Here is a 19,964-nt window from a genome sequence, read left to right as displayed (position 1 = left end):
ACGCCTGAGGTGATCAAGCGGGCAGGGGATGTGCTCGGCGTGCTGGAGCGCGCGCTGACGGTGATCGCGGTGGTGTTCCTGTTCGTGATCATGATGCTGGTCGTGACCGACGTGTTCATGCGCTACGCGCTGAACCGTCCGTTCTCCTTCACCTACGATCTGATTGGGCTTTATCTCCTCGCCGGCGTGTTCTTCTTCACGCTGTCGGATGGCCTGCGCGAGCACGCCCATGTCGGCGTCGACATCCTGCTGTCGCGCTTCTCGCCGGCGGGACGCCGGCTGTCGGAGATCATCACCGCGCTTGCCGGCCTGTTCGTGTTCGTCCTGATCTGCAAGGTCGGCTTCGAACGCGCGCTGGAGAATTACGAGCAGCACGACGTTCTGGCCGGCGCCATTCCCTGGCCGACCTGGATCTCGGCGGCGTTGGTGCCGTTCGGCTGCGGCGTGCTGGTGCTGCGGCTGGCCATGCAACTCATCGGCAATGTGTTGAGCCTGGTGAGCGGGCGCGACCTCTATCCGCTGCCGCCGGTGACTGGCGTCGGCGAAGCGCGAACCTTCGAGTAACGGCAGGCATCCATGACCCCCTTCATCGTTCTCGCCCTGCTGTTCGGCCTGCTCGCACTCGGCACGCCCGTCGGCTTCGCCATGGCCTTTTCCGGCTCGGTCGGCCTCGTCATGGTCGGCGGTTGGGGAACGCTGTTCGGTATCCTCCAGACCGCGCCGCTCTCGACCGTCTCGTCCTACGAGCTGATCACCATCCCGATGTTCCTGCTGATGGCGGACCTCGTGCTGCTGTCGGGCGTCGCCGACGATCTGTTCAAGACGGCTTCCGCCTGGGTCGGCCGCATCCCCGGCGGGCTCGGCATGGCGACCGCGCTTGCCGGCGCCGGTTTTGGCGCGATCTGCGGCACCTCGACGGCGTCGGCTGCGACGTTGTCTTCGACCAGCCTGCCGGCGATGATCCGCCAGGGCTACGAGCCGAAGATGGCCGCGGGCGTGGTCGCGATCTCCGGCACGCTGTCGATGCTGCTGCCGACCAGCGTCGCGCTGGTCATTTTCGGTCTGCTCGCCGAGGTGAACATCGGCAAGCTCCTGATCAGCGGCATCATCCCCGCGATCCTGGTGACCATCACCATCATGGCCACGATCTACTTCCTGGTCTGGCAGGATCCCTCGCGGGCGCCCGCCGCGAAATCGGTGCCGTGGCGGGAGAAATTTTCGCTGCTGTGGCAGGTCTCGCCGATGGTGGTGCTGTTCTCGATCGTCACCGGCACCATTTATCTCGGCGTCGCGACGCCGACGGAAGCCTCCGCGTTCGGTGCGTTCGGCGCCTTCCTGCTCGCGATAGTCAAGGGCAAGATCACGCCGTCGTCGCTCTACAGAACCCTGCTGCGCGCCTGCCACGGCACCTGCATGATCATCATGATTTTGGTCGGCGCCTCGATCTTCGGCTATTTCTTCACGCTCACCCACGTCACCCAGGATCTCGTCGCCTGGATCGGCTCGCTGCCGGCCTCGCGCTGGGTGATCATTACATTGATCCTGTGCGGCTATATCGTGCTCGGCTCCTTCATGGACCAGATCGCGATTCTGGTGCTGACCGTGCCGATCGTGCTGCCGCTGATCAAGACGCTCGGCTTCGATCCGATCTGGTTCGGCGTGATCAAGATCGTCACCGCCGAAGTCGGCATGATCACGCCGCCGGTCGGGCTGAACTGCTTCATCGTGGCCCGCTATGCCAAGCGGCCGGTGGCGGAAGTGTTCCACGGCACCTTCCCGCATTTCATCGCGCACCTGATTGTCATTGCGATCCTGGTGGCATTTCCGAGCATCATTCTCTGGCTGCCCTCGCAGATGGGACGCTAAGATACGGGCCGTCGCGGCTCCAAGAAGGAGATCATAAACATGGATTTCGCGCTCACCGATCAGCAGGAAGCCATTCGCGACGCCATCGCAAAGATCTGCGCAGGCTTTGACGACGCCTATTGGCTGAAGAAGGACCACGACGGCGGCTTTCCGCACGACTTCCACAAGGCGCTGGCCGATGCCGGCTGGCTCGGCATCTGCGTGCCGGAGGCTTATGGCGGCTCCGGCCTCGGCATCACCGAAGCCGCGATCATGATGCGCACGATCTCGGAGGCCGGTGGCGGCATGTCCGCTGCTTCGGCCGTGCACATCAACGTGTTCGGGCTCAATCCCGTGGTCGTGTTCGGCACCGAGGAGCAGCGCAGGCGCATGCTGCCGCCGATGGTCGAAGGCCGCGAAAAGGCGTGCTTCGCGGTCACCGAGCCCAACACCGGCCTCAACACCACGCAACTCAAGACCCGCGCGGTCGCCAAGAACGACCGCTACATCGTCAACGGCCAGAAGGTGTGGATCTCCACCGCCCAGGTCGCGCACAAGATCCTGCTGCTCGCACGCACCACGCCGCTTGAAGAGGTGCGCTCGCCCACCCACGGCCTCAGCCTGTTCTACACCGATTTCGACCGCAACAAGATCAAGGTCCACGAGATCGAGAAGATGGGCCGCAAGATGGTCGACTCCAACGAGCTGTTCTTCGAGGACTTCGAGATTCCGATGGAGGATCGCATCGGCGAAGAGGGGCGTGGCTTCGAGTACATTCTGGAGGGCATGAATCCCGAACGTATTCTCATCGCCGCCGAGGCGGTTGGCCTCGGAAAGCTCGCGCTGTCGCGCGCGACCGAATATGCCAAGACCCGCATCGTGTTCAACCGTCCGATCGGCAAGAACCAGGGCATCCAGCATCCGCTCGCGATCAACTGGGTCGAGCTGGAGGCCGCCTGGCTGATGGTGATGTCGGCCGCCTGGCAGTATGACAAGGGCATGCCCTGCGGCGCTGCGGCCAATGCCGCGAAATATCTCGCGGGCGAGGCCGGTTTCCAGGCCTGCGAGCAGGCGGTGATGACCCATGGCGGGTTCGGCTACGCCAAGGAATTCCACGTCGAGCGCTACCTGCGCGAGATCCTGATCCCACGCATCGCGCCGGTCAGCCCGCAGCTTGCGCTCAGCTTCATCGCGGAAAAGGTGCTCGGGCTGGCGAAATCGTACTAGGCTGAAGCGCGAACATGTCGGCGGGATCGCCATGAACCTCGCTCATCACCTTCTGCGTGCCGCCAAGGCCGACGCGTCGGCGCCGGCCCTGTTCAAGGGCCTGACGCCGGTGGCCGACTACGGCCGGCTAGCTGCGACGGTGGCTTCGCTGGCGGCCTCGTTGCGGCAGCGCCTTGGTCTCGCCAGGGGCGACCGCGTCGCCTTGCTGATGAAGAACGTGCCGGACTATGTCGCCTGTCTCTATGCCTGTTGGCACGCCGGACTGATCGCAGTTCCCATCAACGCGAAGCTGCATCCGCGCGAAGTTGCGTTCATTCTCGACAATTCGGCTGCCGCGGTGGTCTTCGTGACCGAGGACATGGCGGGCGTGGCGTCAGAAGCGCTGGCAGCCAGCGCAGCCAAGCCGCGCATCATCGAGATCGGCTCGACCGAGCATCGCGGCCTCGAAAAGACTGAAGGCGTCGCCATCGCCGATGTCGCGATCACCGACCTCGCCTGGATCTTCTACACCAGCGGGACCACGGGCCGGCCGAAGGGCGCGGTGCTGAGCCACCGCAATCTGCTCGCCATGGCGCTGAATTATCTCGCCGAGATCAATCCGATTACGCCGGGCGAGGCGCTGCTGCATGCCGCGCCGATGTCGCACGGCTCCGGGCTGTATATGGTGCCGCACGTGCTCGGCATGGGCGCGCAGATCATTCCGGAGAGCGGCCGCTTCGAGCCGGACGAGATTTTGGAGCTGACGGCGAAGCGCGACGGCATCTCCTTCTTTGCCGCGCCGACCATGGTGCGGCGCCTGACGGTCGCGGCGGAAGCGGCGGGCGTGAGCGCGCCGGGGCTGAAGACCATCATCTACGGCGGCGGCCCGATGTATGTGGCCGATTGCAAGGCCGCGCTCGCCGTGTTCGGGCCGAAGCTGGCGCAGATCTACGGTCAGGGCGAGACGCCGATGACCATCACGTATTTGCCGAAATCCATGCATGTCGATGCCGGGCATCCGCGCCACGAGGAGCGATTGGCCTCGGTCGGCATCGCGCAGGGCGTGGTGCAGGTCCGCACTGTGGACGAGACCGGGCACGATGTTGCGCCGGGCGAGATCGGCGAGATCATCGTGCGCGGCGATACCGTGATGTCCGGTTACTGGCAGAATCCGGAAGCGACCGCGACCACGCTGCGCGACGGCTGGCTCTACACCGGCGACATGGGTGCGTTCGACGCGGACGGATTCCTCACGCTGAAGGACCGTTCCAAGGACGTCATCATCTCCGGCGGCACCAACATCTATCCGCGCGAGGTCGAGGAAGCGCTGCTGCGGCATGAGGCCGTGGCCGAGGTCTCGGTGATCGGCCGACCGCATCCGGAATGGGGCGAGGAGGTGGTGGCCGTCGTCGTGCCTGTCGCGGGCAGGGCGGTCACGCGGGACGAGCTCGACCAGATCTGCAATGCCTGGATCGCGCGCTTCAAGCGGCCGAAGCATTACTACGTCATCGGCGAATTGCCGAAGAACAGTTATGGCAAGATCGTCAAGACCGAGCTGCGCACGCTCCTCAGCGAGTGCTCCGCGCGGCTGGCGCCGATGGACTGACGCGGAGATGCCAGGGGACACGTCGCCGATCGACTTCTCCGGCCTGATCCGGGAGGGCGATCTCGTCGTGTGCGGGCAGGCGACGGCGGAGCCGGTCACTTTGACTGAAGCACTGATGGCGCAGGCCGGGCATCTGCCTTCGTTCCGCATGATGGTCGGACCAATCTTCTCGGACACGTTCTCGGCGGCGTGCGCGCCCAACGTCTCATTCCAGAGCTATGGCGTGATCGGCAATGCGCGGCGGCTTGCGAAGGCCGGACGGCTCGAAATGATCCCGAGCAATTACAGCGCCTTCTGCGCCGATTTTACCGTGCGCCGCCACCGCGCCGATGTGGTGCTGGTGCAACTCGCGGAAGCCGGCGGCGGCCAATTGAGCGCGAGCCTGTCCAACGACTATGTCATCGACGCCGCCCGGGGCGCGCGCCTGGTCATCGCCGAGATCAACCCGGATACGCCTTGGACGTTTGGCGCGGAATGGCCGGAAGACGCGCCGATCCATATGCGGGTGGCGGCGCGCCGTCCGCCTGTCGAACTGGCGCCGACGCCGCTCGATGACGTCTCGCGAAAAATCGCCGCACATGCGGCAAGCCTGATTGCCGACGGCAGCACGCTGCAATTTGGGGTGGGGCGAATTCCGGATGCGATCCTGTCCTCGCTCTCCCATGCGCGCCATCTCGGCATCCATTCCGGCCTGATCAACGACGCGGTCGTCGACCTGATCGAGCGCGGCGCGGTGACGAATGCGGAGAAGGGTATCGATGCGGGGATCACCGTCACCAATCAGGTGATCGGCACAAAGCGGCTCTATCGCTTCGTGCACCAGAACAAATCGGTTGCGGTGCGACCGACGTCCCATACGCACGACCAGGGCGTGCTGGCGCGGATCAACCGGCTGGTCGCGATCAATTCGGCGCTTCAGGTCGGATTGGACGGTGCAGTCAATTCCGAGACGCTGAATGGCGTTGCGATCGGAGCGATTGGCGGCCAGCTCGATTTCGTGCGCGGCGCCAATTCGTCACCCGGGGGCAGGGCCATCATCGCGCTGCCGGCGACGGCCTCCGACGGGACCAGCCGGATTGTCGCTGATGTCGAGACCGTGACGACACCGCGCGCCGACGTCGACGCCATCGTCACCGAATGGGGCATCGCGGAGCTGCGCGGCTGCGGTCTTGCCGAGCGCGCGCGCCGCATGATCGCGATCGCGGCGCCCGAACACCGCGACGCGCTCTCCGCGCAGCTTCGCGCCGCGTTCTAGCGCTTCAGTTCATCATCGCCAGCGTCGGACGCTGGCTCTCTCCGGCGTCGATGATCCCGGGCAGATCCGTCGCCTCGCCCGCGATCATGCCCGACATCCGCCAGAACAGGTGGGCGAGGCGGGAGAACACCAGCCGCTCGCGCTCGGCGGGGACCGTGCCGTCCGGGATCGTCACGGTTTCCAGGCCGACGATCCTTTTGAAATCGGGCCAGATCGTCATCGACTGCGCGATCACCGAGTAGCAGCGCGGATCGTCATCGCTCTCGTCCGGCGCGACCGGCAGGCCCGGATATTGCACCGGCGCCGCATAGAACTTGTAGGCGCCATAGCCGAGCCGGAGCAGCAATTTCTCGGAGACGGCGACGTCGGCGGCAAAGGACACCAGGCGCGCCTGGCTCAGCACGTCCGGTTCGATCGCGGCGAGGTCCTTCGCCCGCAGCGCCGAGCAGAAGGCGAGGTCGGGATGGTGCTCTCTGAGCAGATTGGCCAGCGGCTGTTGCTGTTGCACGGTGTCGGTGAGCAGGATGATGGTCTTGAGCATCTCGGATGTCCCTCAGGGGAAAAGATGGCGAGCGGTCAGGGTCGCGTCGTCGGAGGCGTGGGCTGCGAAGAAGTCGTTGGCGATGCGCTGTCCCGGCGCGATCTCCAGGATTCGGTAGCGGGCCTGTGCCGCGGCGTCGCGCGCGGCACCGACGTCCTCCTGCCAGGCGCAGAGCGACAGCTCCAGCCGGCCATATCCGCCGCAGTCCGCCGCATACGCGCCGGTGACGGCCTCCACGGTCGCAGCCACCGCGCCCGCATCGCTGGCCGAGATGTCGCGCAGGATCACGGCGATGCCGTTGCCGGCTTCGGCCTTCGACGTCATCACCATGAAGGCGTCGCGGGCGCCGGTGCGGCCGGCGCGGCGCGCCACGCGCACGAGGCTCGCAAAGGCCGGGTCGGGGCCGAGCTCCATCGTCGTCGTCTGCCGGTCATGCAGGATCGTGGCGCGCGACGCGGCGAGGTCGCCCTTCAGCGCATGATAGGACCGCGGCAGCCACACCGTGTCGAGCGGCACCTGGGACGAGGTGAGGCTCCAGGCCTGGTCGAGCAGATAGCCCTCCCAGATTGCGGGATAGGACGCGGCGAGCTGGTGCCAGCTGCGCAGCAGCCGTTCGGCGGCCTCGGAGCGCCCGAGATAGAGCGTGCGCGCCGACATCTCCCAGCGATTCCATTTGTTGAGCGCGACGTCGCAGCCGAGGAAGGACGGCAGCAAAGGCGGCACCCACAACGCGGCGCCGGATTCGACGAAGAGCAGCGGCTCGCGATACTTGTTCCACATCCGCACCATGAACTCGGCCTTCTCGAAGCAGAGGATGCGGTCGTCGAACTGGGTGTCGATCGGCTCGATGTGGCCATCGAGCCGCAGGCGTTCGAGCGATTGCCTTAAGGCCAAGGATGCGCTGTCGTCGCTGCCGCGCGGATAGCAGGAGACGATTCGCGGCCGGACGGCGGAGGCATCCGCGGCAGAGAGAAATGTCGACCAGCCGATGCCGCCCCACCACATCTCGTGGGGGCCGTCCGCACCGCAGGGACCGACGGTGCCGAACTCGGTCAGCTTGGACTTGAGGAAATCGAAGCCGGGATTCTCGCTTGCTGGAATGACGACAGCGCAGGCGGGATTGAGCGCGCGGTAGAACAGCTCGGCGGCCGCGCCGCTCATTGGTTCCTTCAGGATGATGACGCCGTTTCGCCGTCCCTCGGTGGTGCCGTCCAGCGCCGGCGCACCGTACTGGCCGGTCAGCCAGCCCAGCCGGTCGCGCTGGGCCCGGCCGAGCCGGATGCCGCCGGAGTGCAGCAGCCGATCAAGGTTTTCGTGCGTCCCGTCCGTCAATTCCGCGCCCCTCGTGCCAGCCCTTGAACTTCAACGGCCGGCGCGGCGCGATCAGGCGCACTATTTGGCGGTGGAACCGAGCGGCGTGATTGCGACGGAATAGATCGTGACGTCCTGCCTCGTCGGGGCGGCCGGGATCAGCAGGCAGCCATCGTCGCTCTCGGCACGGTAATGTTGGCCGTTCCGTTGCAAGCCGGCATAGACCAGGCTTTCGGCGGCAATGCCGATGACGTCCTGGCTTTCGGCGGCGTCGCGGATGTCGTCGCCGGACTGGATGGTCACGCCATGAAGCAGGCCTTCCGGCGCGAGGCTCGGCAGCGGCAGCGCGATCGTTGCGATGCCCATGGCACGTGAGATCGGAATGCGCACGCGCAACTCGCCGAGGCCGGTGCGATGGACGGTTGCCGTCTCCAGCGTCGCTTCGCCAGTCGCGCCGAACAAGCCGATCCGGACCGTGCCACAAGGGCTCTCTTCAAAGACGTCAGCCGGCAGGTGGTTCGCGCCGAACAATACGTAGAGATAAGCGTGGGACGGTGACAGGCGCGCAAAACTGCCCGCGAGCCACATCGGCGGCGCGGCCGACGTGCAGGCCGCGGAGAGGCCGCGGGCGGTGATCTGGTTGCGGACAAAATCGCGGTCGAGCAACGGCGCCAGCGCATGTGTGCCGAGATTGACGTCGTGCTTCAATCCGCCGAGCAGCGTCAGTTCGTCATGGTCGGGAAGCAGTAAGAGGCGCGCCAGCACCACCGCGCTCCAGCGTGCGGCGATGTCCGGCGCGGCGTTGGGATTGAGACAAAAGGCGAGCGCGACATCCTCGGCGCTCGCTGCAAAGGCCACGGCACCGGCCTGGATCTCCGCGGCGAGCGCGATCTGGCTTGGGGGGCGCGGATTGATCTCGCGCAGCACCTGGCCGCCGTCATAATCCCGGACCGATCCGTCCGCCGAGCAACAGGCCTGCTCCAGCAGCGCGACGTTGCGGATCAGCATGCGCTTGACGTGGGGCGTCACCACGAGGTCGGAAACGAATCCTTCCGCGCTGTCGTCCTCGGCGAGATCGTCGAAGGCGTCGTCGAGCGAGATCAGATAGGCGCCGTGGAGGCGGATCCTGATGCCTTCCCGGTCGAAGATGCGCCGCAACGCCTTCTGCACGCTGCCCGAATAGCCGAGATCGGCGAGCACGAGGTCGGTGCAGCCGTCGAAGCCGGGAATCGCATGACGCAGATAGGCCAGCAACCGCGCGCGCAGGCCCGCCGCGAGCTCGACGATGTCGGACTCATCCATCAGGTCGGGAAGCGCTTCGGCCAGCGCTTCGCCCGTGGCGATGCCGTCGGGGAAGCCGGCAAAGAACGCGGCAACCTTCGGCGGCAGGATCTTGATCATGTCGCCGAAGGTCGGGGCGTCGATCTTGAAGACCTTGCGCAGGAGATCGACCAGCGGCTGCATCGTATCGGCCGAGGCGATCAGGCTGACGCGGCGGTTGATCTCGAGATAGGCCGCCGTCGTGCCGTGCAGGTCCTGCCAGATCCGGTGCGGCAGAAAGCCGTCGCGGCCGAGAAAGCCGAGCGCGACCTTTCGGCCGGGGCCTGCAACGTCCTGGCAACGCTTCGCGACGAAAGCATCGAAGGCCGCCATCACCGGGCCGAGAACCGCCAGCCCCAGGTGAAAGGCAGGAGATTTTTCGGCGCTGCGCGCGGCGACCATGCGCCGCAAGGTGCGTGCGCCGTGATCGAGCCGCGACGGAGTGCCCGCACATAAAAGCCCGTACAGCGCCGTCTCGCGCTGGAACTTCGATGCCAGTTGGGGCGTGGCCTGCGGATAGTACCGCGGCCGAATGCCGTGGCGCTTCGCGCCCTTGATGTCGGCCTTGTCGTTATCGCCGACGTGAAAGGAGCTGGCGGCGTCGATGCCTTGCTCAGACAAATATTTGGCGAACAGGGCCTCGCTCTTGCCGCTGCCGTGGTCGCAGGACGCGTAGAGAAAGTCCCATGTCAGCCCGGGGCGGCAGGCCTGCAGCAGCCGCGCCAGCCGGTCGGAATCCCAGTAGGTGTCGGAGATGAATCCGACGCGGTGGCCGGCGCGCTTCATGTCCAGATATTGCCGAAGCATGTCCGGATTGGCGCGGCAGAGCTCGAGCTCGGCTGTGAATTCCGATTCGACGAGATCGTTCAGGTCGCGGCGCGTGAGGCCGAACAGCCTGAACGGAAAACAGGAATAGATCTCGGCGATGTGGATTTCGCTCGTGCCGCGCTTCTCCTTCGCGGTCCTGCGCGCTCGCGCTTCGGCCTGAATGCGATGCTGAACGAAACTCGCGGAAACATTCGGACAAGTTCTTGAAATGCCGGAGAGCTCGTAAGTCCTTTCAAATACGCCATCCGGCGTCGCGCAGGCCCGAAGCAGAAATGTATCGAAAACATCGAACGACCAAGCAGAAACAATTTGCGCGCGGCGCTCGAGGCCGGCCGTTGCGATCGTCATGCCAAGATTCCCCACCAATCAGAGCGATTAACGTGCGCATGCGCGAGGTCAGGCGCCACAAGTACGAAAAAAAGTCATGCGCGATTCAAAATCGCACTCGTCGCGACTGACAGATTCAAAAAAATCGCTAGGTTCGAAAAAGGTGATTCGGAAAAAATTGCCGAGTGCGGAAGTCGTCTCGCGTTCATTCACACTCGGAAACAATCGCTTCTTGATGCGCTGCGCGCGCGTCGCGTTTGATCACCTAGTGCCGCGTAATGTCAGCGTTTTCTCCCACATACATCTCTTCAGGATGGATGATCCGCCATGGCGCGAGACGATGTGATGATTGCAGGTTTGATGCGCGAGAGTATCGCGCAGTCGGCAATTATTGCCCGACACTCGGCAAAAGATACCGGCTAACATCTTGAAAAATAACAAAAATTCTCCGCCTGGATTGTTTTCGCCCCGCGTTCAACGCCTGGAAGCCGTGTGGCATGTGCGTCGCCGGCATTGCGGGTTGGAGGTTGCGGGATGAGTTACGCTGCTGATGTCTGGGCTCCCGCCGAAGCCGAGATCACGACGACGGCACCGGTCGATGCGATCGTGCCGGTGATGCCGTCGGTGCCGCTCGCGCCGGATAGTGCGCCTGATACCGCCGATGTCGTCTTCGACGAGGACAGCGAGCTTCTCGACAGGCTCGCGGCCGGCGACGAGGTGGCGTTCCGCATGCTGGTCGAACGTCATATCGATCGCGCCTACGCGATCGCGCTGCGCATCGTCGGCAACGCGGCCGACGCCGAAGACGTCGTGCAGGACACGATGCTCAAGATCTGGAGCCATCGCGGGCGCTGGCAGCACGGCCGCGCGAAATTCTCGACCTGGCTCTACCGCGTCATCTCCAACCGCTGCATCGATCTGCGCCGCAAGCCGCGCACCGAGAATGTCGAGACGGTGCCGGAAGTCGCCGACGGCCAGCCGGGTGCCGTCGAACTCATCGAGCGCAACGAGCTCAACGGCATGCTGGAACTCGCGATGCAGCGCCTGCCCGAGCAGCAGCGCATCGCGGTGATCCTGTCGTACCACGAGAGCATGAGCAACGGCGAGATCGCGCAGGTGATGGACACCACGGTGGCTGCGGTCGAGTCCCTGCTCAAGCGCGGTCGCCAGCAGCTTCGCCAGCTGCTGCGCAAGCACGAGCGCGACATCCGCACCGCATTTACCGACTGCTAACCATAAAATTGGCTCTGCGAAAATTTTCGCGCCTGATCTGCTTGCGCTCCGTCGTTTGAGCGAACGGACGGGGCTGCGGTCCGCGTCGTCAATCGTCTTCAACGATGCGGCACGCCATGCCCATCAGCACAGGAGCTTCCAATGCCCGCAATCAACACCAATACGGCCGCCAACGCCGCGGTCCGCTATCTCAACATCAATTCCGCGCAGGAGAGCAGCTCGCTCTCGAAGCTGTCGAGCGGCTCGCGCATCACCTCGGCGTCCGACGACGCCGCCGGCCTTGCGATCTCCACGCGCATCTCCTCGGACGTCACCACGCTGCAGCAGGCCGCGACCAACGCCTCGCAGGCCACCGCGATCCTTCAGACAGCCGACGGCGGCGCCTCGAACATCTCCGACATTCTCGCGCGCATGAAGTCGCTGGCCTCCGAATCGGCCTCGGGCACCACGACCGACTCCAGCCGCGCCTATATCCAATCGGAATTCTCGCAGCTCAACGACGAAATCGACTCGATCTCGACCGGCACCCGCTACTCCAGCCAGAGCCTGCTCGACGGCACCAGCGTGTTTTCGTCCGGCGTGTCCGTGCTGGTCGGCTCGGACGGCTCCGACACCATCACCATCACGCTGACCAGCCTGACGGCGTCGTCGCTCGCCGTCACCTCGCTCGACGTCAGCACCCAGTCCGGCGCGACCTCGGCGCTCGACGCCCTCGATACCGCGATCGACACGGTCTCCGCCGCGCGCGCCTCGATCGGCGCGCAGGAGTCGCGGTTCAACTTCTCGTCGGATTCGATCTCGACCCAGACGCAGAATCTCCAGTCGGCAAACTCCGCGATCAAGGACGTCGATATCGCGGCCGAGCAGTCCAAGCTGTCGTCGGCCGAGGTGAAGACCCAGGCTGCGGTGTCGGCGCTGGCCGCCGCCAATCAGATGCCGCAGTACCTCCTCAAGCTCCTCGGCTAAGGCGCCGAGCCGAAACGATCGTCATACCAGGCCGGCGTGATGCCGGCCTGGTCCACCTCGCGATGAATCGGGCAGCACAGTGACCAGCGTCAGTTCGAGCACCAGCAGCACGAGCTCCTCGGCCGCGTCGGTCACGACCAGTGGAACCACCAATTCGAGCAGCATCGATTGGACCGCGCTGATCCAATCCGCCGTCGACGCCAAGACCGCGCAGGCGACGACGATATCGACCACGATTACCAACAACGAGGCCAAGATCACGGCCTATCAGACGCTCCAGAGCGATCTGAAGACGTTGTATTCGGGGCTGGCGTCGCTTTCGACTGCGGTGGTCAACTCGCTTTCCAGCAGTGCATTTGCGACGCGCGCGGCGAGCATCAGTTCCACCGGCGACGTGAGCGCCTCGTCGGCGCTCTCCATGACCATCAAGAGCGGGGCGGCGGTCGGCGACCACACGCTGACGATCAGTCAGCTCGCCACCGCGCAGAAGGTGGCCGGTACGTCGCAGTCGAGCCAAACCGACGAGCTCGGCTACTCCGGCACGTTTTCAATCGGCCTTGAGGGCGGCAGCACGGCCGACATCAGCGTCACCAGCACGATGTCGCTTCAGGACATCGTCGACACCATCAACGCCCAGACCTCGACCACCAATGTGCAGGCCTCGATCGTCCAGGTCTCGAGCGGGTCCTATGAGATGGTGCTGACGGGAACCGAAGATGCGGCCGACATCAGCTATTCGAGCACGTCCGGCGACGATATCCTGAACAAGCTCGGTGTGACCGACAGTTCGGGAAGCTTCGCCGACGTGCTCCAGGGGGCGCAGGCCGCCGAATTCACGCTCGACGGCATCGCGATGAGCCGCGACACCAACGACATCTCCGACGTCCTGAGCGGGGTCACCTTCAGCCTGCTCCAGGAGACGCCGGACGGAGCGACGCTGAACATCAGTATCGAGACCGACACCAGCCAGATCGAATCGACGCTGGAGACGTTCGTCACCAACTACAACACCTTTCGCGACGAGGTGATTGCCCAGCAGGCGACCGACACGGACGGCACGGCGTCCTCGAGTGCGGTGCTGTTCGGCGACGGAACCATGCGCGAGATCATGGATCAGCTCCAGGCTGCGCTCAACAGCACCGTGGGCGGTCTGACCATGGCCGACCTTGGATTGTCCTTCAACGAGAACAACGAGCTCGAGCTCGACACCTCGACGCTGTCGGACATCCTGAGCACAAATCTGAGCGGCGTGACCACCCTGTTGTCGGCCCAGACGACGACTTCGTCGAGCCAGCTCAGCGTCGTCAATACCGGAACCTCGCCGCAATCCTTCACCCTGGATCTGACGGTCGATTCCTCCGGCAATCTCAGCTCGGCCTCGGTCGGCGGCGATTCATCGCTCTTCACCGTCAGCGGCACCACGATCATCGGCGCCTCCGGTTCGATCTATGCCGGCATGGCCTTCACCTATAGCGGCTCGACCTCGCAGTCGATCACGGTGACATCGACCTCCGGCCTTGCTACGCAGCTCTATCAGATTGCGAAGAACTACTCGGCGTCGACCGGCGCGCTGCAAACGCAGATCACCAGTCTGACGACGCGCGACGGCGAGCTCCAGCAGAAGGTCGACGACATCAACAGCGCGGCGTCGACGCTGCAGTCGCAGCTCGAGACGCAATACGCGAAATACCAGGCGGCGATCGAGAGCGCCAACAGCACGCTAGATTATCTCAAGGCCCTGCTCAATTCCAGCTCGAGTGATTGATGATGCATAATCCGATGGCGTACATGGCCAACCAGGCCTATCGGGGAACGGCAACGAGCGTGCCGCCACTGAAGGCGGTCTCGATGCTGCTTGGCGGCACGATCACCTTTCTTCAGAAATCGGTCGCCGCGCAGGAGGCGCGCCGCTTCGAGGAGGGGCACGAGCACCTGATGAAGGCGACCGCGATTCTGCGCGGGCTGAGCCACAATCTCGATTTCACCAACGGTGGCGCGGTGGCGGAGCATCTGTTCCAGACCTACAACGCCCTGATCCTGGCGAGCCACAAGGCCTACGGCCGCCCACAGGTACGCGAGAGTTTCCGGCGCATCATCGCCGCTTTGACCGAGCTGCGGGAGGCCTGGGACCAGGTCGATGCGACCATGCGCGGCGGCAAGGCGGTGCCGGCCGATTCGGCCCGCCAGGGCTGAAAAGCTCGGGCTCCCCCATGCCGAGTGGTTCCGGCGATCGTCCGGCCTGCAATCTCCACCGCTTTCCGTCGTGCTGCGGGCGCTTTTGGCGCCTGGGTCCGCCGAAATCCCGTTTCCGCCACGGCTGCAATGCGTTATGACGGGCCTGACCGAGGCGGGATCGGCGGGCGATGGACGTCACCGAGTTTGAGCAATTGATCGATCGGCTGGGCGAGGACCTCTCGCTCTGGCCCGATGACCGGCGCTTGCCCGCCGAGGAGCTGCTGGCGCGATCGTCCGCTGCGCAAGCGCTGCTGGAAGAGGCATGCGCCTTGCGCCGCGCCCTCGCAGCCCCGCCGGTGCGAGCGCCCGCAGGCCTCGCCGACCGCATCGTCGCCGCGGCTGCGAAAATGAAGGACGACACCGCCGAGCCGCGCACCGAAGGCGAGACGGCGGAGAGCTGAAGGGCTCTCGACGTGTCCTAGCGACGCACACATTCTCGTATCCCTTTGAAGACCACTGTATGGGCGTGTCGCGCGCACAGTGAGGCGCGACGGCCGTTCTTCAAACTCGCCGTCGTCCCCGGCGAAGGCCGGGACCCATAACCCCAAATGCTTGTGGCGCGAAGACTCCCACTCCGAGTCTTCGCAAAACTACTCCCTGTGGTTATGGGTCCCGGATCGGCGCTTCGCTACTGGACAGCGCTTCGCGCTGCCAGGCGCTACGCTTGTCCGGGACGACGAGGGGAGGGTGCGAATCCCCGCCTGAATTCGCACGCCCACGCGTTTCATCAGCACACAGATTTCAAGCGCCGCCAGCCGACATCTTTGTCGCCGGAGGCGCGGGGAAGCCGGAGTTTTCTGATGACCGTTTCCGCAACGAGTTCCGCGTCGACCGCCACGACGACGTCGTCGTCGTCGAGCACGTCGTCCAGCTCGACGCTGACATCGAGCGATTTCCTGACCCTGCTGGTCAGCGAGCTCCAGAACCAGAATCCGCTGGATGCGACCTCGACCACCGACCTCGTCAATCAGCTCACCTCCTACGCCAATTTCACCTCCCAGCAGTCGATCAACTCCAGTCTCACTTCGCTCGCGGGTTCGTTCTCGAGCCTCGTGACGCTCAACTCGGTCAACTATATCGGCCACACCGTCGAGGCGAAGACGGACACTACGACGCTGAGCAACGGCTCGGCGACGTTCGGCTACTCGTTGTCATCGGCCGCCTCGAACGTCTCGATCAGCATTCAGGACTCCTCGGGCAACACGGTGTGGACCGGCACCGGGACCGGCAATGCCGGATCTAACAGCTTCACCTGGGACGGCAAGGACTCCAGCGGCAACCAGCTCACCGACGGCGGCCAGTACACGATCTCGGTGACCGCGACGAATTCCACCGGCAATTCGGTCCTCAGCTACACGACCGTTACTGGCAAGGTGACCGGCATCGACACCTCGACCTCCACGCCCTCGCTCACCGTGAACGGCGTGTCCGTCAGCGCCGCCAACATCATCGGCGTCACGTCCTGATCACTTCCGGAGTTCTATCATGAGTCTCAGCGGCGCATTGTCCTCGGCGATCTCGGCGCTCAGCGCGCAGAGCCAGTCCCTGTCGATGATCAGCGATAACATCGCCAATTCCGACACGACCGCCTACAAGACGACGTCCGGAATGTTCGACGCGCTCGTGACCGCATCGAGCAATACGACCTCCTATGCCTCGGGCGGCGTCACCGTCTCCGGCCGCGCCAACATCACCCAGCAGGGCCTGCTGGCCGCGACCTCCAACGCCACCGACGTCGCGATCCAGGGGTCTGGCTTCTTCGCGGTGACCGACGCAACGTCGGGCGGCACTGTCTCCTACACCCGCAACGGCGCCTTCACGACCGACAATGCCGGCTATCTCGAGAACAACGGCTATTACCTCGAAGGCTGGCGCACCGACGCCGACGGCAATGTCGTCGGCAGCGAGTCGGCGAGCAATCTCGAGGCCATCAACACCCAGGTCGCCTCGACCAGCGGCAGTGCCACCACCAAGACCACGATCGCGGCCAACCTGCCGTCGGATGCCGCGACCGGCGACACCTATACCAGCTCGATGACGGTCTACGATTCGCTTGGCGCGGCGAATTCGATGCAGATCACCTGGAGCAAGACCGGGACCAACACCTGGAGTGCGAGTTTTGCCAATCCGACGTCGGCGTCGGACACCACGACCGCGACCGGCACGGCTTCGGGTACGATCGACATCACCTTCAACAGCGACGGCTCGCTGGCCGGCACCAGCCCGGACCCGGCAACCGTCTCGATCACAGGCTGGACCGATGGCGCGGCCGACAGCACCATCACCATGGCCCTCGGTACCGCCGGCAAGACCGACGGGCTGACGCAATACGCTTCCGGCGAGACCACGCCGTCCGTCAACGTCACCAGCATCGACTCGGACGGTCTGTCCTACGGCAAGCTGTCCAGCATCTCGATCGGCAAGAACGGCGTGGTCGACGCCACCTACTCCAACGGTCAGACGATCGCGATCTACAAGATCGCGGTGGCGACTTTCGCCGCGCCCGACGGCCTGTCCGTCTCCAGCGACGGGATCTATTCGGCGACCGTGACGTCGGGAAACGCCTCGTTGCAGGGCTCCGGCGAGAATGGCGCGGGCACGATCTACGGCAGCGAGCTGGAATCCTCGACCACCGACACCTCTAGCCAGTTCTCCAACATGATCTCGGCGCAGCAGGCCTATTCCGCGGCCTCGCAGGTCATCTCGACCGTCAACAAGATGTACGACACCCTGATCTCGGCGATGAGGTGAGCGATGCGCAGCGAACAGGCCAATGCTGCCGGAGAGGCGCTGCTGCGGCGGCTGCAACGGCTGGTGGCGCGGGTCGCGATCGCCAAGGGCGGCAATCGCAGGCAATTGCTCGCGCTGATCGACGACGTCGAGACGGCCCGCCGCGGCCTGTTGCGGGAATGCGCGGAGGTCGAGGGCGAGATGAGGCAGGCCACCGCCAGGGCGACCGCGATCGGCGCTTACCTGCGCAACTCGCAGGCTGGCCGCGGCAAACGGAATAACTAGAAGAAGGCGATGACCATGACTGTAGCTCAAGCCACGAGGACGGGCGCCGCAAATGGCGACATGCGGATCAAGTCGCTGATCGCGCTCATCGACGTCCTGACCGCGCTGGTCGCCGAGGAGAATGCGGAGCTCGCCAAGGGCCTGCCGGCTTCGCGCCTGAAGCAGGTCGACGAGAAGAACCGGCTGGCGGAGGTTTTCGAACGGACCGTTGCCGAGTGCGCGGCGGGGACGACCAGCCTGAACGTATCGGATCGGATCCTGCGTGAGCAGCTCATGGAGCGGATCCTGAAGCTGCGCGCGGCGATGGACGAGAACCTGGTGCGGCTGCGCGCGGCGATCGAGGCCAGCAACCGGCGGATCGAGGCCGTCATGCAGGCGATCCGCGAGCAGATCGCGGCGGTGTCGCCCTATGGCGCCTCCGGCCGCGTCGCCGCACGCGCCGTCTCCAGCGGCACCAGCCGCAGCGCCTGACGATTCGAGGGGTTCGCCGTGTCACTCAATATCGCACGATCGATCGCCTTCAGCGGGCTGTCGGCCACGTCGGTGCAGCTCAGCGTGACGTCGTCGAACATCTCGAATGCCGACACGACGGGCTATACCGAGAAGACCGCGAACCAGTCGAGCAGCGTCACCAACGGCGTCGGCACCGGCGTCACGGTGACCGGCATCACCTCGACGGTCGACAAGCTGCTGTTGAAGTCGCTGGTCGGTGCGACCTCCGATCTCGGCTCGGCCGACACGACCAGCACCTATCTGACCTCGCTCGAAAAGCTCTACGGCTCGACCAGCGGCACCGGCGACAGCTCGACCGGAACCTCGCTCGCCAACAGCATTGCCTCGCTGGAATCGGCGCTGTCGGCGCTGGCGAGCACGCCGAGCAGCGCGTCGCTGCAATCCAACGTCGTCAGCGCGCTCGACGACGTCGCCAGCCAGTTGCGGGAGACGTCGAGCGGCATCCAGAAGCTTCGCGCCGACGCCGACCAGGACATCTCGTCCTCGATCGACGGCGTGAATTCGGATCTGCAAGAGATCGCGGACCTCAACGCCGCGATCAAGCAGACGGCGGCGGCCGGCCAGTCGACCGCGGATCTGGAGGACCAGCGCAACACCGCGCTCCAGGACGTCGCCTCCAAGATGAACATCAGCTATTTCACGGCGTCGAACGGCGATCTCCAGATCTATACCACGTCCGGCCAGGCGCTGGTCGACAGCAGCGCGCATACGATCAGCTATACTGCCGCGTCGAATGTGACATCATCGACGACTTACACAGCCGGCTCCTCGTCGAGCGGCTTCAGCGCGATCACGGTGAACGGGGTCGACATCACCTCCCAGATCACCGGCGGCGACATCGGCGCGCTGGTCACGCTGCGCGACAAGACCCTGCCGGCGGCGCAGTCCCAGCTCGACCAGCTCGCGCAGCAGCTCGCTTCCGCGATGAACGGCATTTCGAACAGCGCCTCCTCAGTGCCGGCCCCCACCAGCCTGACCGGCACGACGGCCGTCACCAGCAGCGCCGCGCTCTCCGCCACCGGCACGGTGCGCATCGCCGCCACCGACCAGAGCGGCAATCTGGTCTCGTACGGCGATCTCGACCTCTCGTCCTATTCCACGGTCGGCGATCTCGTCACCGCGATCAACGGCATCTCCGGACTGTCCGCATCGGTCGATTCGGACGGCCACCTCTCGATCACGGCGACCGGCTCAGGCAACGGCGTCGCCATCAACGAGATGACGAGCTCGGTGGGAAGCTCCGGCGAAGGATTTTCGGAGTATTTCGGCCTCAACGATCTGGTGACGGGAACGAGTGCGTCGGATATCGCGGTCAACAGCAAGATCCTGTCCGGAACCAACGAGCTTCAGCTCGCGACACTGGACTCCTCGTCGAGCCCAGCGGTCGGCAGCACGGTGCTGTCGTCGGGGTCCGCCACCGTCGTCAATGCCTTCTACGACGCCCTGACGGAGTCCCGGACATTTTCGTCCACCGGCGGGCTCGCCGCTACCACTGGCTCCCTTGCCGATTATGCCTCGACCATCGTCGCCGAGGTCGCGAGCAAGTCGTCGCAGGCGTCCACCAACTACACCGCCAAGGAGACCGCGCAGTCGACCTATGCGGACTCGCTGTCGTCGCAGTCCGGCGTCAACCTCGACGAGGAATCGGCGAAGCTCAGCACGCTCCAGAACAAATATTCGGCGGCTTCCGCGTTGATCCAGGCCATCAACTCCATGTACTCGGCGCTGCTCTCCGCCGTGCAGTCGACCTAGAGGGGCAGTAG

18 protein-coding genes are annotated in these 19,964 nt (G+C 64.9%); 15 read left to right on the top strand and 3 right to left on the bottom strand.

The window, feature by feature from the left end; translation table 11 throughout:
• The first annotated feature begins 9 nt into the window (after positions 1 to 9).
• From ACXJMY_RS03910 to ACXJMY_RS03890, 5 genes are read left to right on the top strand one after another with little or no spacing between them, the layout of a single operon-like run.
• Complete coding sequence (locus ACXJMY_RS03910; protein WP_456618008.1) at positions 10 to 564, top strand: TRAP transporter small permease; 555 nt, start codon at positions 10 to 12, stop codon at positions 562 to 564.
• Between the two features lie 12 nt (positions 565 to 576).
• Positions 577 to 1,866: a TRAP transporter large permease gene (locus ACXJMY_RS03905; RefSeq protein WP_456618007.1), complete on the top strand. Its 1,290-nt coding sequence runs from the start codon at positions 577 to 579 to the stop codon at positions 1,864 to 1,866.
• Positions 1,867 to 1,905: 39 nt separating this feature from the next.
• Positions 1,906 to 3,072: an acyl-CoA dehydrogenase family protein gene (locus tag ACXJMY_RS03900; RefSeq protein WP_456618006.1), complete on the top strand. Its 1,167-nt coding sequence runs from the start codon at positions 1,906 to 1,908 to the stop codon at positions 3,070 to 3,072.
• A 31-nt stretch (positions 3,073 to 3,103) separates the two neighbouring features.
• Complete coding sequence (locus ACXJMY_RS03895; RefSeq protein ID WP_456618005.1) at positions 3,104 to 4,657, top strand: class I adenylate-forming enzyme family protein; 1,554 nt, start codon at positions 3,104 to 3,106, stop codon at positions 4,655 to 4,657.
• Positions 4,658 to 4,664: 7 nt separating this feature from the next.
• Positions 4,665 to 5,912, top strand: coding sequence for an acetyl-CoA hydrolase/transferase family protein (locus ACXJMY_RS03890; protein WP_456618004.1), 1,248 nt, complete (start codon positions 4,665 to 4,667; stop codon positions 5,910 to 5,912).
• 4 nt (positions 5,913 to 5,916) lie between these two features.
• Here the strand turns inward: ACXJMY_RS03890 and ACXJMY_RS03885 are convergent, their stop codons facing one another.
• From ACXJMY_RS03885 to ACXJMY_RS03875, 3 genes are read right to left on the bottom strand one after another with little or no spacing between them, the layout of a single operon-like run.
• Positions 5,917 to 6,453 carry a hypothetical protein gene (locus ACXJMY_RS03885; RefSeq protein ID WP_456618003.1) on the bottom strand — a complete coding sequence of 179 codons (537 nt, stop codon included), beginning with the start codon at positions 6,451 to 6,453 and terminating at the stop codon, positions 5,917 to 5,919.
• 12 nt (positions 6,454 to 6,465) lie between these two features.
• Positions 6,466 to 7,785, bottom strand: coding sequence for a hypothetical protein (locus ACXJMY_RS03880; protein WP_456618002.1), 1,320 nt, complete (start codon positions 7,783 to 7,785; stop codon positions 6,466 to 6,468).
• Positions 7,786 to 7,845: 60 nt separating this feature from the next.
• Positions 7,846 to 10,260, bottom strand: a complete 2,415-nt coding sequence (locus tag ACXJMY_RS03875; protein ID WP_456618001.1) for a hypothetical protein — start codon at positions 10,258 to 10,260, stop codon at positions 7,846 to 7,848.
• 513 nt (positions 10,261 to 10,773) lie between these two features.
• Here ACXJMY_RS03875 and ACXJMY_RS03870 point away from each other — a divergent pair.
• The 10 genes from ACXJMY_RS03870 to flgK all read left to right on the top strand — a co-directional run bounded on the left by ACXJMY_RS03870 (position 10,774) and on the right by flgK (position 19,953).
• On the top strand, positions 10,774 to 11,472 hold the full coding sequence (locus ACXJMY_RS03870) for an RNA polymerase sigma factor (protein WP_456618000.1): 699 nt from the start codon (positions 10,774 to 10,776) through the stop codon (positions 11,470 to 11,472).
• A gap of 141 nt (positions 11,473 to 11,613) precedes the next feature.
• The gene (locus ACXJMY_RS03865; protein WP_456617999.1) at positions 11,614 to 12,438 is read left to right on the top strand and encodes a flagellin; all 825 of its coding nucleotides are present in this window, start codon (positions 11,614 to 11,616) and stop codon (positions 12,436 to 12,438) included.
• 79 nt (positions 12,439 to 12,517) lie between these two features.
• Entirely contained in the window at positions 12,518 to 14,203 is a 1,686-nt protein-coding gene (fliD, locus tag ACXJMY_RS03860) for a flagellar filament capping protein FliD (protein ID WP_456617998.1), read from the top strand.
• The gene (locus ACXJMY_RS03855; protein WP_456617997.1) at positions 14,203 to 14,631 is read left to right on the top strand and encodes a flagellar export chaperone FliS; all 429 of its coding nucleotides are present in this window, start codon (positions 14,203 to 14,205) and stop codon (positions 14,629 to 14,631) included. The genes fliD and ACXJMY_RS03855 overlap by 1 nt, the downstream gene beginning before the upstream one ends.
• Before the next feature lie 170 nt (positions 14,632 to 14,801).
• Positions 14,802 to 15,074 (top strand): hypothetical protein, encoded by a 273-nt coding sequence (locus ACXJMY_RS03850; RefSeq protein WP_456617996.1) that lies wholly within the window; start codon positions 14,802 to 14,804, stop codon positions 15,072 to 15,074.
• A gap of 399 nt (positions 15,075 to 15,473) precedes the next feature.
• Positions 15,474 to 16,139 carry a flagellar hook assembly protein FlgD gene (locus ACXJMY_RS03845; RefSeq protein WP_456617995.1) on the top strand — a complete coding sequence of 222 codons (666 nt, stop codon included), beginning with the start codon at positions 15,474 to 15,476 and terminating at the stop codon, positions 16,137 to 16,139.
• Positions 16,140 to 16,158: 19 nt separating this feature from the next.
• Positions 16,159 to 17,424, top strand: a complete 1,266-nt coding sequence (gene flgE, locus ACXJMY_RS03840; protein ID WP_456617994.1) for a flagellar hook protein FlgE — start codon at positions 16,159 to 16,161, stop codon at positions 17,422 to 17,424.
• Positions 17,425 to 17,427: 3 nt separating this feature from the next.
• Positions 17,428 to 17,688, top strand: a complete 261-nt coding sequence (locus ACXJMY_RS03835) for a hypothetical protein (protein WP_456617993.1) — start codon at positions 17,428 to 17,430, stop codon at positions 17,686 to 17,688.
• 15 nt (positions 17,689 to 17,703) lie between these two features.
• On the top strand, positions 17,704 to 18,159 hold the full coding sequence (locus tag ACXJMY_RS03830; protein WP_456618099.1) for a flagellar protein FlgN: 456 nt from the start codon (positions 17,704 to 17,706) through the stop codon (positions 18,157 to 18,159).
• Between the two features lie 18 nt (positions 18,160 to 18,177).
• Positions 18,178 to 19,953, top strand: coding sequence for a flagellar hook-associated protein FlgK (gene flgK, locus ACXJMY_RS03825; RefSeq protein WP_456617992.1), 1,776 nt, complete (start codon positions 18,178 to 18,180; stop codon positions 19,951 to 19,953).
• Positions 19,954 to 19,964: the final 11 nt, after the last annotated feature.

The sequence above is a fragment of the Bradyrhizobium sp. P5_C12 genome, assembly GCF_054049735.1.
This window is presented reverse-complemented; position numbering and strand designations above follow the sequence as displayed.

Excerpts from the sequence above, each read along its gene's own strand:
- ACXJMY_RS03905 (WP_456618007.1), top strand. The coding sequence starts at position 577 with ATGACCCCCTTCATCGTTCTCGCCCTGCTGTTCGGCCTGCTCGCACTC.
- ACXJMY_RS03900 (WP_456618006.1), top strand. The coding sequence starts at position 1,906 with ATGGATTTCGCGCTCACCGATCAGCAGGAAGCCATTCGCGACGCCATC.
- ACXJMY_RS03895 (WP_456618005.1), top strand. The coding sequence starts at position 3,104 with ATGAACCTCGCTCATCACCTTCTGCGTGCCGCCAAGGCCGACGCGTCG.
- ACXJMY_RS03890 (WP_456618004.1), top strand. The coding sequence starts at position 4,665 with ATGCCAGGGGACACGTCGCCGATCGACTTCTCCGGCCTGATCCGGGAG.
- ACXJMY_RS03885 (WP_456618003.1), bottom strand. The coding sequence starts at position 6,453 with ATGCTCAAGACCATCATCCTGCTCACCGACACCGTGCAACAGCAACAG.
- ACXJMY_RS03875 (WP_456618001.1), bottom strand. The coding sequence starts at position 10,260 with ATGACGATCGCAACGGCCGGCCTCGAGCGCCGCGCGCAAATTGTTTCT.
- ACXJMY_RS03870 (WP_456618000.1), top strand. The coding sequence starts at position 10,774 with ATGAGTTACGCTGCTGATGTCTGGGCTCCCGCCGAAGCCGAGATCACG.
- ACXJMY_RS03865 (WP_456617999.1), top strand. The coding sequence starts at position 11,614 with ATGCCCGCAATCAACACCAATACGGCCGCCAACGCCGCGGTCCGCTAT.
- ACXJMY_RS03855 (WP_456617997.1), top strand. The coding sequence starts at position 14,203 with ATGATGCATAATCCGATGGCGTACATGGCCAACCAGGCCTATCGGGGA.
- ACXJMY_RS03850 (WP_456617996.1), top strand. The coding sequence starts at position 14,802 with ATGGACGTCACCGAGTTTGAGCAATTGATCGATCGGCTGGGCGAGGAC.
- ACXJMY_RS03845 (WP_456617995.1), top strand. The coding sequence starts at position 15,474 with ATGACCGTTTCCGCAACGAGTTCCGCGTCGACCGCCACGACGACGTCG.
- flgE (WP_456617994.1), top strand. The coding sequence starts at position 16,159 with ATGAGTCTCAGCGGCGCATTGTCCTCGGCGATCTCGGCGCTCAGCGCG.
- ACXJMY_RS03835 (WP_456617993.1), top strand. The coding sequence starts at position 17,428 with ATGCGCAGCGAACAGGCCAATGCTGCCGGAGAGGCGCTGCTGCGGCGG.
- ACXJMY_RS03830 (WP_456618099.1), top strand. The coding sequence starts at position 17,704 with ATGACTGTAGCTCAAGCCACGAGGACGGGCGCCGCAAATGGCGACATG.